The 14,097-nt window shown below is 70.9% G+C and carries 14 protein-coding genes; 4 read left to right on the forward strand and 10 right to left on the reverse strand.

Annotated features, from left to right (window positions below; translation table 11 throughout):
- Nucleotides 1-67 precede the first annotated feature (67 nt).
- Nucleotides 68-1,021 carry a helix-turn-helix transcriptional regulator gene (locus MRBLMI1x_RS02470; protein WP_363455677.1) on the reverse strand — a complete coding sequence of 318 codons (954 nt, stop codon included), beginning with the start codon at nucleotides 1,019-1,021 and terminating at the stop codon, nucleotides 68-70.
- Between the two features lie 90 nt (nucleotides 1,022-1,111).
- On the opposite strand from MRBLMI1x_RS02470, the gene MRBLMI1x_RS02475 reads away from it, so the two are divergent.
- Both MRBLMI1x_RS02475 and MRBLMI1x_RS02480 read left to right on the forward strand, forming a co-directional pair.
- On the forward strand, nucleotides 1,112-1,576 hold the full coding sequence (locus MRBLMI1x_RS02475; RefSeq protein ID WP_363455680.1) for a VOC family protein: 465 nt from the start codon (nucleotides 1,112-1,114) through the stop codon (nucleotides 1,574-1,576).
- 87 nt (nucleotides 1,577-1,663) lie between these two features.
- Nucleotides 1,664-2,836, forward strand: coding sequence for a hypothetical protein (locus MRBLMI1x_RS02480; RefSeq protein ID WP_363455683.1), 1,173 nt, complete (start codon nucleotides 1,664-1,666; stop codon nucleotides 2,834-2,836).
- Here the strand turns inward: MRBLMI1x_RS02480 and MRBLMI1x_RS02485 are convergent.
- From MRBLMI1x_RS02485 to MRBLMI1x_RS02505, 5 genes are all read right to left on the reverse strand, one after another.
- Nucleotides 2,826-4,172, reverse strand: a complete 1,347-nt coding sequence (locus MRBLMI1x_RS02485; RefSeq protein WP_363455685.1) for a DUF6716 putative glycosyltransferase — start codon at nucleotides 4,170-4,172, stop codon at nucleotides 2,826-2,828. The genes MRBLMI1x_RS02480 and MRBLMI1x_RS02485 overlap by 11 nt on opposite strands.
- The gene (locus tag MRBLMI1x_RS02490; RefSeq protein WP_363455688.1) at nucleotides 4,169-5,041 is read right to left on the reverse strand and encodes an N-acetylneuraminate synthase family protein; all 873 of its coding nucleotides are present in this window, start codon (nucleotides 5,039-5,041) and stop codon (nucleotides 4,169-4,171) included. Before MRBLMI1x_RS02490 ends, MRBLMI1x_RS02485 begins: the two co-directional genes overlap by 4 nt.
- A 105-nt stretch (nucleotides 5,042-5,146) precedes the next feature.
- Complete coding sequence (locus MRBLMI1x_RS02495; protein ID WP_363455691.1) at nucleotides 5,147-6,313, reverse strand: acylneuraminate cytidylyltransferase; 1,167 nt, start codon at nucleotides 6,311-6,313, stop codon at nucleotides 5,147-5,149.
- Entirely contained in the window at nucleotides 6,310-7,662 is a 1,353-nt protein-coding gene (locus tag MRBLMI1x_RS02500) for a polysialyltransferase family glycosyltransferase (RefSeq protein WP_363455694.1), read from the reverse strand. Before MRBLMI1x_RS02500 ends, MRBLMI1x_RS02495 begins: the two co-directional genes overlap by 4 nt.
- Complete coding sequence (locus MRBLMI1x_RS02505) at nucleotides 7,659-8,636, reverse strand: glycosyltransferase family 2 protein (RefSeq protein WP_231370911.1); 978 nt, start codon at nucleotides 8,634-8,636, stop codon at nucleotides 7,659-7,661. Before MRBLMI1x_RS02505 ends, MRBLMI1x_RS02500 begins: the two co-directional genes overlap by 4 nt.
- 198 nt (nucleotides 8,637-8,834) lie before the next feature.
- On the opposite strand from MRBLMI1x_RS02505, the gene MRBLMI1x_RS02510 reads away from it, so the two are divergent.
- Nucleotides 8,835-9,377: a hypothetical protein gene (locus MRBLMI1x_RS02510; RefSeq protein ID WP_018187776.1), complete on the forward strand. Its 543-nt coding sequence runs from the start codon at nucleotides 8,835-8,837 to the stop codon at nucleotides 9,375-9,377.
- A 51-nt stretch (nucleotides 9,378-9,428) separates the two neighbouring features.
- Here the strand turns inward: MRBLMI1x_RS02510 and MRBLMI1x_RS02515 are convergent, their stop codons facing one another.
- From MRBLMI1x_RS02515 to MRBLMI1x_RS02530, 4 genes are all read right to left on the reverse strand, one after another.
- Nucleotides 9,429-9,815 (reverse strand): DUF779 domain-containing protein, encoded by a 387-nt coding sequence (locus MRBLMI1x_RS02515; RefSeq protein WP_363455699.1) that lies wholly within the window; start codon nucleotides 9,813-9,815, stop codon nucleotides 9,429-9,431.
- An 11-nt stretch (nucleotides 9,816-9,826) separates the two neighbouring features.
- Entirely contained in the window at nucleotides 9,827-11,377 is a 1,551-nt protein-coding gene (locus tag MRBLMI1x_RS02520) for an aldehyde dehydrogenase family protein (protein WP_026302942.1), read from the reverse strand.
- Between the two features lie 226 nt (nucleotides 11,378-11,603).
- The gene (locus MRBLMI1x_RS02525; RefSeq protein WP_363455703.1) at nucleotides 11,604-12,914 is read right to left on the reverse strand and encodes a helix-turn-helix domain-containing protein; all 1,311 of its coding nucleotides are present in this window, start codon (nucleotides 12,912-12,914) and stop codon (nucleotides 11,604-11,606) included.
- A 68-nt stretch (nucleotides 12,915-12,982) separates the two neighbouring features.
- Nucleotides 12,983-13,312, reverse strand: a complete 330-nt coding sequence (locus tag MRBLMI1x_RS02530) for a winged helix-turn-helix transcriptional regulator (RefSeq protein WP_018187780.1) — start codon at nucleotides 13,310-13,312, stop codon at nucleotides 12,983-12,985.
- 72 nt (nucleotides 13,313-13,384) lie between these two features.
- Here MRBLMI1x_RS02530 and MRBLMI1x_RS02535 point away from each other — a divergent pair, with 72 nt between their 5' ends.
- Nucleotides 13,385-14,032: an FMN-dependent NADH-azoreductase gene (locus MRBLMI1x_RS02535; protein WP_363455707.1), complete on the forward strand. Its 648-nt coding sequence runs from the start codon at nucleotides 13,385-13,387 to the stop codon at nucleotides 14,030-14,032.
- Nucleotides 14,033-14,097: the final 65 nt, after the last annotated feature.

Below are 14,097 nucleotides of genomic sequence, written 5' to 3' on the forward strand. Positions count from 1 at the left end.
CATCAGGAGGGTTGATGCACGTGTCCGCTGATTCCGCGCATGAGCGCAGACGGACAACCACAACAGTCTAGCGGATGACCGGCCCGGCCACGGACGCCGCCATCCGGCTCCCCGCCTCCGCCGCCGCGGCGGCCAACTCCGGTGGGCCGACGACCTCGAACGGCACATCGAACCGCAGTGCCCAGGCGAGCACCCCCGCCCACGACCACGACCCGACCCGCACGACGCACGTGCCGTCCGGGCGCTCCGCGAGCTCGGCGTCGCCGAGCCACGGCGCGATCCGCCGAGCCGGCAGCGGCAGGGCGATCTCTCCCGTCACGGGCCACCGGTCCGCCGTCTCGGATCCCTTGAACCTGGCCGCGAGATACGTCTGCGCATCCCCCGTCGGGATCTCGCGCGGCTCGAACGGGACCCCGCCGCCCTGGCGGGGCCGCAGCCGGTCGAGCCGGAGGATGCGCCAGTCCGCGGCATCCCTGTCCCACGCGACGACGTACCAGCGTCCGTCCCGAGCGACGACGGCGTGCGGTTCCGCGTGCCGGGCGGGTCGATCGGCGTCGTCGCCGTAGTCGAAGCGGAGCGTCCGGCGCTCGCGTGCGGCGACGCTCACCGCTTCGAGCGCGGCGGTCGCGACCGGCTCGGCCGGCGGCCCCGTCTCGAACCGGATCCCGTCGATGCGGTGGCGCAGGTGCGACGGCATGACCTGCCGCAGCGTCGCGAGGGCTCGGGCCGCGGCATCCGTGATGTCGACTCCGGATGCCGACTGCAGCGCGACGGCGATGGCCACGGCCTGCTCGTCGTCGAAGAGAAGGGGTGGCAGTTCGTCGCCCGGGCTCAGTCGGTACCCGCCGTACGGGCCCTTCGCCGCCGTGATCGCGTAACCGAGCTCCCGCAGCCGGTCGACGTCCCGGCGGACCGTGCGGACGGTCACCCCGAGCCGGTCGGCGAGTTCCTGGCCTCCCCAGTCGCGGCGCGACTGCAGGACGGACAGCAGATCCAGCATCCGGTGCGACGGCGACGACATTCCTCCATCCTGCTCGAGAAGCGGACAGAAACGGTCCTCTACGCGGCGAAGAGTGGATTCCGGCAGACAGCCACCGACCGAAGGACCACCATGACCCTCTCCACCACCACGCACCTCAACTTCCACGGCGACGCCCGCGCCGCGCTCGACTTCTACGGCGACGTGTTCGACGGCACCGTCTCGGTGACGACGTACGCGCAGGTCGGCATGCCCGCCGAGGCGCCCGGCGCCGAGAAGGTCGTGTTCGGCATCCTCGTCGCAGCGGACGGCTTCCGCCTCATGGCGTACGACGTCCCGGGCGAGACGCGGGGCGCCGAGGCCGTGGCCGGATCGACCCGCCGCGAGAACGGTGCCACGATCACCGACCGCGCCTTCTTCGTCTCGCTGCAGGGCGACACCCTCGACGAGGTCGCCGCGCGCTGGGAATCCCTCGCCGACGGCGCGACGGTCATCGAGCCGCTCGCCGCGTCGCCGTGGAGCGCCGGCTTCGGCATGCTCACCGACCGCTTCGGCGTGACGTGGGTCGTCGACGTGCGCGCGGCCCACGCCGGCTGACACCCGGCCGCAGGCACAGAACGTGCACCCGACGCCACCCCGCGAGCAGGATCTCTCGCGGGGTGGCGCTTTCGGTACCGTGGCCGCATGAGCACCCCCGCCTTCGACGCGCGACCTCTGACCGACCCCGTCGACGGGGCCACGGCGCGGGCGTACCGCAAGCACCTCCTGTCGACGGGACGCGCGCCGAAGACCGCCGGCTGGGCCGCGGGATGCCTCATCGTCGCCGTCGTCGGGGTCTTCGGCCTCGTCGTCGTCAACCTCGTCTTCCGACTCGTGTTCGCCCCGTTCTTCGAGGGGTCACCGCCCGAGGGCGCCGGGTCGATCGCGATCATCCTCGTGGTCGGCCTCATCGCCGCCGGCCTGACCGCCCTCATCGTGAAGGCGTACCGCAACGGCGGCGTGCGCTGGTACCGACTCGACCAGTTCGCCCGGGCGAACGGCATGACCTGGTACCCGCAGGCATCCAACCCGCCGCTGCCGGGGATGATCTTCTCGCTCGGCAGTTCGCGCACGGCGACGGACATCCTCCGCGGCGAGCAGCCCCGCCTGGTCGAGTTCGGGAACTACCGGTACACGACCGGGTCGGGCAAGAACCGCACCACCCACCGCTGGGGCTACGTCGCGATACGTCTCGGCACCCCGCTGCCCCACATCGTGCTGGATGCCGAGGGCAACAACACCTTCCTGGGCACGAACCTGCCGCAGACGTTCGACAAGCACCAGCGGCTCAGCCTCGAGGGCGACTTCGACAAATACTTCTCGCTCTACTGCCCGGAGGGCTACGAGCAGGACGCGCTCTACCTCTTCACGCCCGACATCATGGCGAGGTTCATCGACAACGCCGCGCAGCTCGATGTCGAGATCGTCGACGACTGGCTGTTCCTGTACGGCAAGCGCGACTTCTCCACCCTCGATCCGCGGACGTGGGGATGGCTGTTCTCCGTCGTCGGTGCACTGATGGACAAGCTCGCGCAGTGGGAGCGGTGGCGGGACGACCGGTTGGCGATGCCCGCCGCCGGCGCAGCGGCATCCGGTGTCGTCGGCGGCGCCGCGAGCGGAACATCGCCCGACGGGGTGGCGGGCGCCCTCCCGTTCGCGCCGCCGGTCGAGGCGCTCCGCCCGCCGCCGGGCGTCGCCCCGAGCGGTCGCCGACTGAAGACGGCCGTGCCGTGGGCGACCATCCTGATCGGCGGAGCGATCGTGATCGTCTGGTTCGCGCTGCAGAGCGGGGTGTTCGGGGCGATCTTCAGTCGATGACGGCGGTCGCCAGGACGGATCGGCGCGGGCGCACGATGGGGTCCTGATAGCGCGCGGGCGTCACCGTGATGTCGCTGCCCGCGTCGGACCACGACTCGGCGCCGCGGCGGCCGAGCACCTTGCGGGCCGTCAGGATGCCCCAGACGAGAGGGGCGCCGACGGCGAGCGCGACGGCTCCGAGAACCGAGTGATCTTCCGCGCCGAGGACGGCCTTGCGCTGCCACGCCTCGTGAAGGCGCCCGCCGCGGGCGATCGGCACGACGCGCGGCGCGAGCGCACCCCGGCGGCGCATGTCGACGAGCCGTTCGACGTCCGACCACCACGTCGATTCGATCGCGTCGTGGAAGTAGTTGTCGGCCAGCCATGCGGTGTGGGGATGCCGGAACCGCCGAGCGATCACATCGTCGGCGCCCCCCTGCACGCCGCTCCGACTGAAGACGGTGTTGAGGTGGTTCTTCGAGACCCCGAACGTCGTGAGCGCGATGACGGGCAGGCCCATCGCCATCGCCTCGATCGCGGCCGTGGAACTGACCGTGACGAGCCCTTCCGCGGTCTCGAGCGCCCGAGACATCGGCTCGTGCGAGAAGACGAGGTTGTCGGGCCGATCGCGCAGGAGATCGGTCAGTTCGGTGCGCTCGAAGTGCGTCTCGGCCTCGCCGAGGTCGGGCCGGCTGCGCAGCTTGAGGACCACGCGCCGGGTCGGGTCGGCGAGGGCTGCGGCGCGGAGGATCTCGGCGAGCTGGCGCCGTTCCTCAGGCTCGCGCGGCACGATCGCCTGCGCGGCGAAGACGAGGTCGGTACCGCCCATGGCCTCGTGGGCGGGGCGGGCGAACGGCAGGGTGGCCAGACCGAAGCGCATCGTGAGCCCGAGCCGGTCCGCCAGCTGCCGGAACGCGCGCAGCTCGCGCTTCGAGTGGACGACCATCAGGTCGCAGTGCCGGCGGTAGAGCGCCGCACCGCGCTGAGCCGGGATCGACATCCCGGGCAGACCCGAGACGACCACCGGGCGCGGCGTGACCCGGTCGATCTGACGCATCACGAGGCGCACGAACGGACCGCGGCCGCCGATGACGACGACGTCGGGGCGGTCCTTCGCCAGCCAGGCGGCGATGTCGTCGTAGGCCACGCGGGTGACCGCCTCGGGACGGATGCCGGTGCCCGCCAACGCCGCATGCTCCTGCGTCACGCTCACCACGAGCGGGGTCTGCACGAGCAGCAGGTGCGGATCGGCGGACGGCGCGGAGTCGATGAGCGCCGCCGACCACTTCACGAAGGAGTCGGCGTCGGCGATCGCGACGACGCGCAGGCGTCCCGGACGGTCACCGCGCATGATCATGCCGGGACGCGGCGCAGCTTCGCCATCGGAGCCAGCTCGCCGTCGTAGATGCGCTTGACGCCATCTCCGAGAGCCGTCTCGATGACACGGATGTCGCGGACCAGGTGCTCGAGGCCGGTCGGCTCGAGCGATGCCGCGTGGTCCGAGCCCCACATCGTGCGGTCGAGAGTGATGTGACGCTCCACCGCGACGGCGCCGAGAGCGACGGCGGCGAGGGAGATCTGCAGGCCCCGCTCGTGACCGGAGTAGCCGACGGGGATGCCGGCGTACCGGTCGCGGAGCGAGGCGATCATCTTGATGTTCGCCTCTTCGGGCTCCATCGGGTAGGTCGACGTGGCGTGCATCAGCACGGTGCGGTCGGTGCCGAGCACCTCGAGCGCACGGTCGATCTGATCGATGGTCGACATCCCGGTCGACAGGATGACCGGCTTGCCCGTGGCCCGGAGGGCCTCGAGGAGCTCGATGTCGGTGAGGCTCGCGGAGGCGACCTTGTGGGCGACGACGCCGAGGTCTTCGAGGAAGTCGACGCTCGGCACGTCCCACGGCGACGCGAACCAGTCCAGCCCGCGCATCGTGGCGTGGTCGCCGATCTCGACGTACTGGTCGCGGTCGAACTCGACGCGGTAGCGGTACTCGAGGTAGGTCATGGTGCCCCACGGCGTCTCGCGCATCGTGTCGCGCATGTGCGCCGGAGTGGCGATCTCAGGGGTGCGCTTCTGGAACTTGACGGCGTTCGCGCCGGCGTCGGCGGCGACGTCGATCAGCCGCTTGGCGAGCTCGACGTCGCCGTTGTGGTTGAGGCCGATCTCGGCGATGACGTACACGGGGTGTCCGCCGCCGAGTACGTGGTTTCCGATGGTCACCGTCATGGCGAGTCCTTTCGTCGTTACTCCTCTCAGGGTGGGTTCCGACCGTGAATGACGGATGAACCCCCGATGGCGAGGACCGGACGACTGACTGTCGGATGCGTGCGGTCAGCGCGCGGCGAGCACACGATCGGCGAGTTCCCGCACCGCACCGTGGCCACCGCGGCGCGTCAGGACGACGCGTGCGGCCGCCACGACCTCGGGCTGCGCATCGGCGACGGCGACCGGCCAGCCGACGAGCGCCATGGCGGCGAGGTCGTTCACGTCGTTTCCGAGATACGCCGTGTCGGCGAGGTCGACCCCGCGGTCAGCCGCCCACTGCCGCAGCACGGATGCCTTGTCCGCCACGCCGTGGACGACCTCGATCTGCAGCTTCTCGGCCCGCGCCCGCACCACGGCGTTCTGCTCCGTCGAGAGGATCAGGATCGGCACCCCCGCACGGCGCAACAGCGCGACGCCCATGCCGTCGGAGCGGCTCACCCTCACGTGCTCGGTGCCGGCGGCATCCACCCATGCGGAGTCGTCGGTGTGGACACCGTCGAAGTCCGTCACGACCACCGTCGCGGCGATCGGCTCGGCGGGCGCCACGAGGTGAGCGAGCGCCTGGGCGGTGCGCAGCTGGGCGGGGTCGTCGATCTCGATCGACGTCGCCTCGGGCACTTCGACGATCTCGGTGCGGCCGAAGAAACGGTGCCGCGCGCGACGGAAACCGTCGGTCGTGAAGACGTAGAACGCGCCGGTCTCGACGTAGTGCGGCTCCCGCTCCTGTCGGCGGGGACGATGCGCCGCGTCGTGACCGAGAGCGGATGCGGCGCCGTCGGCATCCCGCCGCCAGACGAACTCGTAGCTCTCCCGTGCCGAGAAGGCGCTGTCGGCGCTGCCGCCGCGAACCGCTGCGATGCCGGCGCCCAGGGCGTCGGCCGGGATGAAGGGGCTCGTCGCCTGCAGGAACGCCGTCACCCGCGGCGCGATGCCGTCATCGGCGAGGACGTCGAGGGCGTGCAGGAGTGCACTCTCGGAGCTCGCCGTGTCGCCCGAGATGTCGGCCGGGCGGGCGATGACACGGGCGCCGGCGGCGCGTGCGGCGGCGGCGATCGCCTCGTCGTCGGTGGAGACCACGACGAGGTCGACGGCTCCGGACGCGTGCGCCGCCCGCACGGCACGGACGACGAGCGGCACCCCGCCCACGCGCGCCACGTTCTTGCCCGGCACCCCTTTCGACCCACCTCGGGCGGGAATGATCGCGATCGTCTCGACGGTGCCTGCCACGGTCATCCTCCTCGAAGGGCCTTCCAGGCCCGCTTGCCGCGGCGGCGAGCGCCGCGAAGAGCGAGCTGGATCTCGGTGATCCGACTCGCGCCGCTCTGCGCCCCGAGGGCGCGGGCGAACAGTCCGGGTCTGGCACCGCCCGGCAGGCCGAGCGAGCTCAGCCGGGTGCGGGCGAAGTAGCGGTGCCGCTCGTCGGCGGGCGCCTCGGTGAGGAACTCCTCTGCGCGAGGGCGCAGGTGCGCGGCGATCACCGGCTGCATCGCGAAGCCGACCGCGTCGACGAGGTGCTGCATCCGCTCTCCCCGGTACGGCGAATCGGCGCGGGTGAGCGCGTCGATGATCGTGACCGGGATGCGGTTGCCGTTCTCATAGGGCGTGAGCCGCTGCAGCAGCAGCTCGGTGCCGACGGCGGCGATGGGGAGTCCGGTCAGCGCCTGCAGTGTCGGGAGGGCGGTCGAGAATCCCGCGACCGCGCCGACGAACGGGGCTCGCAGCGCCAGGACCTCGGCGGGGGTGCCGCCGCGGAACACGGTGAACCGCACGCCGCGACTCTCCGCGTGCGCGGCGAGGTCGTCGATCAGCGCGGGTGCGGCGGACGGATGCGGCTTGAACACGATCGCGCCGGGCGTCCACTCGAGCGCGCGGTCGATCATGTCGCACTGCATCTGCAGTTCCTCGTCGGCGGTGATGAGCTTCAGCGCCGAGAGGTATTGGCCCAGGACGAGCGCGGGCCGATCGAGATCGCCGAGCGCGTCGATGGCGGGATCGTCGGTCGCGGCGGCCACCTCGTCGACGACGGCGCGGAGAGCCGTCGCCGGGACGGGCAACCGGTCGGTGCCGGCGAACAGCAGCGGCTCGACCCCGGGGACGGTGTCGGCGTAGACGACGCCGACCACACGACCGGCGACCGTGTGCGGCCACCGGTTGCGGATGGGCGAATAGGTCATCAGACCGTCGCCGACGATCGATACGGGCGCGCCCATGAAGACGTCGATGAACACGCGCGACGGCGCGACCTGAGGGCTCTGCAGGAACAGCTCGACCGCGTGGTCGCCGATCCCCCAGGCCTGTCGGAGCAGCCGCTCGAGCACGGGCGCCTCGCCGACGGTGACCCGCCAGTGCGGCGGCCGCTCCGGCGCGAGCAGCTCGTTGAGGTCGATCACGCGGTCGAACCGGGACCGCAACGCCGCCAGGTGCGGGGCGTCGACGATGCCGTCGCCGGCCTCGGGGATGATCGCGGCGTTGACGGCGACCAGGATGCGACCCGACGACGAGGCGGGGAGGGCACCGGCATCCATCGCGGCCACCGCCGTCATGAGACCGTATGCCGAGTTGAGGACGAAGATCTGGGTCATGCGCTGCGGACCTCGCGCACGAGGCGCGCAAGGATGCGGCGTCGCCGATCCGACAGGCGCGACAGAGCGGGGTCGATCTGGTCCGCGGGAATGGCGCGGAGGAGATCGCGGATGCCGCTGCGCAGCGCCGTGCGGTCGGCGGTCGACATCGCCCGCGCGCGGAACAGGTGGTACGCGCAGACCGACATCGTCGTGGTGGCGATCTTCGGCAGGAACCTGTCGGCGTCGTGGTCGTCTTCGACGACACGGATCGCCTCGGCGAAGGCAGGGAGGAAGTCGAGTTGGCGGCGGTCGAGGACCTGGGTCAGCGAGGTCGTGACGCCGCGGCGGTACAGGATGGCGGGCGCGTCGACGACGGCGAATGATGCCGCCCGCAGATGGAGCCGCCAGATCCACGGTCGGTCCTCCGCCGTGAACAGTCCGGGCTCGAAGTGGGCGAGACCCTGATCCAGGATGCGGCGATGGAACATTCCCGCCCAGGCATAGGGGTAGTCGACCATGGTGGTCTCGTCCGCGGGCAGGATCGCCTCGCGCGGCGACACCGCCCGTCCGCGCCACGCGTGCGGCGCCCTCATCAACCGGCGGCGGCCGTCCGTGTCGGTCACGTGGTCGGTGCGTACGAAGTCGCATTCCAGCCGGCGCATCGAGGCGATGAGGCTCTCGAGGCGCTCGGGATGCATCCAGTCGTCGCCGTCGACGAAGCAGAAGAACTCGGTGTCCACGCGCTCGAGTCCCTGGTTGCGGGCTGCGGCGAGTCCGACGGGCTGCGGATTGGAGATGATCTCCACGTGGGGCATGTCGCGGGCGAAGTGCTGGACCTGCACACGGGTGTCGTCCGTCGAGCCGTCGTCGATGACCACCAGCCGTAGCCGGCCGGGGTCCTGGAACTGGCGTCCGAGAGTCGTGACGGTCGTGCCGATGTAGGGACCCGCGTCTTTCGCCGGAAGGATGACGGTCACGATCGGAGAGGACACGTCGCGATACAAACAAGTGGTCGTGACCGGGAGGTTGCTCCCGGGTGAACGGTCGCTGACCTCGTTCGCGTCGTAGCACAGCAGTACCCCTCGGTCCACGGTTCGAGCTGCTCGGACTCCTCGGCTACCGTTGTCGATCGTCGGGGGGCGCGTCGTCATGGTGCGTGTCCTCGCACACCGCAGACCAAGGAGACCCACATGTCACGTACGCACACCATCTCCGCCGGCTTCGCCGTCGCAACGCTGGCACTGTTCGCCCTGACCGGGTGCGGCTCGGCCGAATCGGGCACCACCACCAACCCCGCGCCGGTCAGCTCCGCTCCCGCCGCCCAGTCCCCGTCCGCTGACGCCGAGGCGCCTACCGGCGACCAGACCACGGCCGAGGCCTGCTCCATCCTGCAGTCCGACATGACCGACCTGTCGAGCGAGATCAACGCCGCGAGCGGCGAGGTCAACAGCGCGATCCAGTCCGGCGACACGAGCGCCGTCCGCGACACCCTCTCCGAGATCGGCGGGAAGATCGACGACGTCTCGGGCAAGATCACCAACCCCGAGGTCTCCGAGGCGTTCGACGCGTACGCCACGGCCTGGGGCAGCTTCGAGAAGACCTTCGCCGAGATCAGCGACGCGGTCGACGCCAAGGACCAGGCTGCGCTGCAGTCCGCCGCCGGCGACATCAACACGGGCGTCACGGCGTTCACCGACGCCGCAGGCAAGATCGGCGAAGCCTGCAACGGCTGAGTCCCCTGTTCGCACGGCGCCCCTCGTCCCTCGGACGGGGGGCGCCGTGCGTCAGGCGAGCCCGAAGGCGACGAGCTCGTCGGCGGTCAGCATCCGGGATCGGATGAGGAACCGCATCCCGGTCGGTCCTTCGACGCTGAACCCCGCGCCGCGCCCGGGCACGACGTCGATCGTGAGATGCGTGTATTTCCAGTACTCGAACTGGGATGCCGACATGTAGACCTCGATCGGATCGTCGATGCCCGCGTCGATCTCGCCGAGCTTCACGTCTCCCGGTCCGGTGAGGAACATCCCGATCGGGAAGCACATGGGACTGCTGCCGTCGCAGCATCCGCCGGACTGATGGAACATCAGGGGTCCGTGCTGCGCGGTGAGGGTGCGCAGCAGAGCCGCCGCCTCGTCCGAGACGGCGACCCTGCTGTAGGTGGTGTCGGTCATGGGGTGTCGGCTCAGAAGAAGCCCATCGCGCCCTCGGCGTAGGACACGAGCAGGTTCTTCGTCTGCTGGTAGTGGTCGAGCATCTTGAGGTGGTTCTCGCGACCGATGCCGGACTGCTTGTACCCGCCGAACGCGGCGTGCGCGGGGTACTGGTGATACGTGTTCGTCCAGACGCGACCCGCCTCGATCGCCCGTCCCGCACGGTAGGCGGTGGCGCCGGAGCGGCTCCAGACGCCCGCACCGAGGCCGTACAGGGTGTCGTTGGCGATCGAGATGGCGTCGTCGAAGTCGTCGAAGCTCGTCACCGAGAGCACCGGGCCGAAGATCTCCTCCTGGAAGATGCGCATGTCGTTCGTGCCCTCGAACACGGTCGGCGCGACGTAGTACCCGCCGCTGAGCTCGCCGCCGAGGTCGACCCGCTCGCCGCCGGTGAGCAGTTTCGCGCCGCCCTGCTTGCCGATGTCGATGTAGCTGAGGATCTTCTCGAGCTGATCGTTGGATGCCTGGGCTCCGATCATCGTGGCCGGGTCGAGGGGATTGCCCTGCACGACCTTGCCGACGCGCTCGAGACCGTCCGAGAGGAACGAGTCGTAGATCGAGCGTTGGATGAGCGACCGAGACGGACACGTGCAGACCTCGCCCTGGTTGAGGGCGAACATCGTGAAGCCCTCGAGCGCCTTGTCGTAGTACGCGTCGTCGGTGCGGCTGGCGACGTCCTCGAAGAACAGGTTCGGGCTCTTGCCTCCGAGCTCGAGGGTGACGGGGATCAGGTTCTGCGAGGCGTACTGCATGATGAGGCGCCCGGTCGTCGTCTCACCGGTGAACGCGATCTTGCGGATGCGCTTGTGCGAGGCGAGCGGGGCGCCCGCTTCGATGCCGAACCCGTTGACGATGTTCACGACGCCCGCGGGCAGCAAGTCGCCGATGATCTCGAACAGGAACAGGATGGATGCCGGGGTCTGCTCGGCCGGCTTCAGCACGACGCAGTTGCCCGCCGCGAGGGCGGGGGCGAGCTTCCACGTGGCCATGAGGATCGGGAAGTTCCAGGGGATGATCTGCCCCACCACTCCCAGCGGCTCGTGGAAGTGATAGGCCACCGTGTCCTCGTCGAGCTGGCTGAGCGTGCCCTCCTGTGCACGGAGGACGCCCGCGAAGTAGCGGAAGTGGTCGGCGGCGAGCGGGATGTCGGCGGCCAGCGTCTCGCGGACGGGCTTGCCGTTCTCCCACGTCTCGGCGACGGCGATCTTCTCGAGGTTCTGCTCGATGCGGTCGGCGATCTTGTTGAGGATGACGGCGCGCTCGGCGGGCGTCGTCTTCCGCCACGACGCGAACGCCTGCCAGGCGACGTCCACGGCGCGGTCGATGTCCTCGACGGTGCCGCGGCCGACCTCGCAGAACGGCTTGCCGGTGACGGGGGTGATGTTCTCGAAGTACTGGCCCTTCACGGGCTCGACGAACTCGCCCCCGATGTAGTGGCCGTACCGCGCACGGTACTCGGCGACCGAGCCCCGCTGGCCGGGTGCGGCGTAGGCGCTCGAGACGCCCTCTTCGACGATGGTCATGCTGTCTCCTTCGACGGACATGGATGCGGCGTCCTCGCCGCGGATCGGATTGCCCGCACGCTACGCCGCCCGAGGTTGCATCGGGTTGCGCGGGCCGGGCGGGGCGACCGCGCGGATGCAATAGATCTCGCGCGACACGCCGCGCCCCGGCATCCGATCCCGGCGTGTCGCGTCGGATCCCTTGCATCCGCGGACACCCGCAAGCGCGCCAGCCCCGCGGAGCGCGTCAGCCCAGCGCTTCGATGCGGGCGACGAGGCCAGCGCGGCGCGGCGACCGGGCCGGCAGCATCCCGAGGCAGAGGCGCAGCACCTCGGCATCCTCGGATCCCTCGGCCGTGTCGGCGTAGGCGAGGAGGACGTCCACGCCCGCCTCGGTGAGGAGCGTCTCGCGCAGGGTCGCGCGGACGGATTCGCGGAGCGCGTCCACCCCGGGGGCGACGGACTCGGGCAGGACGGCGCCCGGGTAGGCGGCGAGCGCGACCCGGTGCGCACCGCGCCCGAGGAGCGACACGACGTGCTGCACGTCGGTCTCGAGCTCGGCGGGCAGCCGGTAGGGGCGCGACAGCGGCACGAGGTGAGGCGCGCGCTTCTCGAGCACCTTCCGCAGCCGCACCATCTCGGGTCGCAGGGTCTCGACGGCCGGCTCGCCGTAGACGAGCCCCGCCAGGGCGTCGGCCGACAGCCCCTCCCGGTGGGTCGCGAGCATGAGCAGGATCTCGGCGTGCCGGGCACTGAGCTCGACGACGGATGCCGCGGCATCCCCGGCCGTCTCGAGCAGGGCACGGTCGCGCCCGAGCACCCGCAGGGTCGCGTGAGGGCACGTCGCGGGGCGCGTCGGCCGGCGCCGGGGCGTCGCCGCCCGGGAGCGCAGGCGTCCGACGAGCAGTTCGCTCTCGATGGCGCGGGCCGTGGCGTCGACGAGCAGCTGCGCCTGAGGGGTCACGGCCTCCGACCCGCCGGTGACGTCGATGACGCCGAGCAGACGCTGCGTCTCGGGGTCGTGGACAGGCGCAGCGGTGCACGACCACGGCTGCACGTACCGGTTGAAGTGCTCCGCCTGTCGGATCTGCACGGCGCGGTCGAGGGCGAGGGCCGTTCCCGGCGCGGAGGTGCCGACGGATGCCTCGGCCCAATCCGCACCCGCGACGAAACCCATGTCGCCGGTGAGCGTGCGGATGCCGCGGTCGCCCTCGACCCAGAGGAGGCGGCCCGAGGCATCCCCGACCGCGACGACGACGCCGGAATCCTCTGCGGAGCCGGGGAGCAGCAGCGAGCGCACCATCTCCATGACACCCGCCAGGGGGTGCGCGCGTCGGTACGCCTCGAGTTCGTCGGCGGTCATGTCGAGCCGCGGCAGGCCTTCGGCGGCGGCATCCGAGGCGAGCGAGCGACGCCACGACTCGCGAACCAGCGGACGGACGTCGGCGAGACGCGGATCCCCGGTGTTCCCCGCGAGGAGCTCTTCGTGAGCGCGCTCGATCAGCAGGCGCGAGGTGGCGGGGGCGACCTCTACCCGTGCGGACCACGGCGAGCTCATGGGGCTCCGATCATCGTCGAAGGAGCGATGCCGGCCAGTCTAGGTCGGGCTGCCGCGCGGCGACAGGCTCAGCGACGGAGGAGGTTGCCGTCTGCCCATTCGCCGAGCTGGGTCAGGATCGGTGCCAGGCGGCACCCCGCCTCGGTCAGCGCGTACGTGACCGCGACCGGCGGGCCCGGTTCGACCTGGCGCGCGATCAGGCCGGCGTCGGAGAGCTCGGTGAGTCGGTCCGACAGGACGGCGTCGCTGATGCCCGAGACGGCACGGCGCACTCCCGAGAACGAGAGCTCGCCCTCACCGAGGACGTCGAGGATCATGCCGTTCCAGCGTTTGCCGAGGATCGAGAACGCGTGCGAGACCGCGGCGTCGCACTGTCGCGCGTCGTGATCATCGGCCATGGATACATCGTAGGCGTGCTAGCGTTCACGAAGCCGCTATGTTTTCCATAGTCACTCTGATCGGAGAAGCACATGACCCTGTTCCGTCTCGATGCCAGCATCCTGCCCGCCACGTCCGCCAGCCGCGAGCTCGGCGACCTCGTCGAGGCGGAGTGGCTCGCCGCCCACCCGTCCTCCACCGTCGTGCGGCGCGATGTCGCCGCCGACCCGATCGTCGCGACCGCGTGGCGGGACTCGGTGACCGCCGGCTTCACGCCGGTCGAGGACCTGACCGACGGACAGCGTGAGGCGATCGCGCTCCGCACGCGTCTCGCTGACGAGCTGATCGATGCCGATGCGCTGCTGTTCACCGTGCCCCTCTACAACTACGGCGTCTCGCAGCACGTGAAGACCTGGTTCGACCTCGCCTACACGGATCCCCGGATCGACCCGCAGGGGACGGCGCTGCGCGGCAAGCCGGCGACCCTCGTGACCGTCCTCGGCGGCAACTACGAGCCCGGCAGCCCGCGCGAGGGCTGGGACCACTCGACCGGGTGGCTCCGCCGCGTGTTCGAGGACGTCTGGGGTCTCGAGCTCACCGTCGTCCACCGCCCCTTCACACTGGTGGGCGTCAATCCGGCGCTCGATGCCTTCACCGACGCCGCGGCCGAGCTCAAGGCCGGCGCGGAGCAGGCCGCGGTCGACGCCGGTCGTGCCCTCGCGGCATCCCGCGCCGCCTGAGACGGCCCTCGCCCGTCACGACTCGCCGCACGGCGGTGCAGATCGTGACGGGCGAACGACCCCAC

Origin of the sequence: Microbacterium sp. LMI1x-1-1.1 (genome assembly GCF_040676205.1) — a bacterium.
In the GTDB taxonomy this organism is placed as follows: domain Bacteria; phylum Actinomycetota; class Actinomycetes; order Actinomycetales; family Microbacteriaceae; genus Microbacterium; species Microbacterium aquilitoris.

Coding starts and splice junctions, on each gene's coding strand:
- MRBLMI1x_RS02470 (WP_363455677.1), bottom strand. CDS start 1,021: ATGTCGTCGCCGTCGCACCGGATGCTGGATCTGCTGTCCGTCCTGCAG.
- MRBLMI1x_RS02475 (WP_363455680.1), top strand. CDS start 1,112: ATGACCCTCTCCACCACCACGCACCTCAACTTCCACGGCGACGCCCGC.
- MRBLMI1x_RS02480 (WP_363455683.1), top strand. CDS start 1,664: ATGAGCACCCCCGCCTTCGACGCGCGACCTCTGACCGACCCCGTCGAC.
- MRBLMI1x_RS02485 (WP_363455685.1), bottom strand. CDS start 4,172: ATGATCATGCGCGGTGACCGTCCGGGACGCCTGCGCGTCGTCGCGATC.
- MRBLMI1x_RS02490 (WP_363455688.1), bottom strand. CDS start 5,041: ATGACGGTGACCATCGGAAACCACGTACTCGGCGGCGGACACCCCGTG.
- MRBLMI1x_RS02495 (WP_363455691.1), bottom strand. CDS start 6,313: ATGACCGTGGCAGGCACCGTCGAGACGATCGCGATCATTCCCGCCCGA.
- MRBLMI1x_RS02500 (WP_363455694.1), bottom strand. CDS start 7,662: ATGACCCAGATCTTCGTCCTCAACTCGGCATACGGTCTCATGACGGCG.
- MRBLMI1x_RS02510 (WP_018187776.1), top strand. CDS start 8,835: ATGTCACGTACGCACACCATCTCCGCCGGCTTCGCCGTCGCAACGCTG.
- MRBLMI1x_RS02515 (WP_363455699.1), bottom strand. CDS start 9,815: ATGACCGACACCACCTACAGCAGGGTCGCCGTCTCGGACGAGGCGGCG.
- MRBLMI1x_RS02520 (WP_026302942.1), bottom strand. CDS start 11,377: ATGACCATCGTCGAAGAGGGCGTCTCGAGCGCCTACGCCGCACCCGGC.
- MRBLMI1x_RS02525 (WP_363455703.1), bottom strand. CDS start 12,914: ATGAGCTCGCCGTGGTCCGCACGGGTAGAGGTCGCCCCCGCCACCTCG.
- MRBLMI1x_RS02530 (WP_018187780.1), bottom strand. CDS start 13,312: ATGGCCGATGATCACGACGCGCGACAGTGCGACGCCGCGGTCTCGCAC.
- MRBLMI1x_RS02535 (WP_363455707.1), top strand. CDS start 13,385: ATGACCCTGTTCCGTCTCGATGCCAGCATCCTGCCCGCCACGTCCGCC.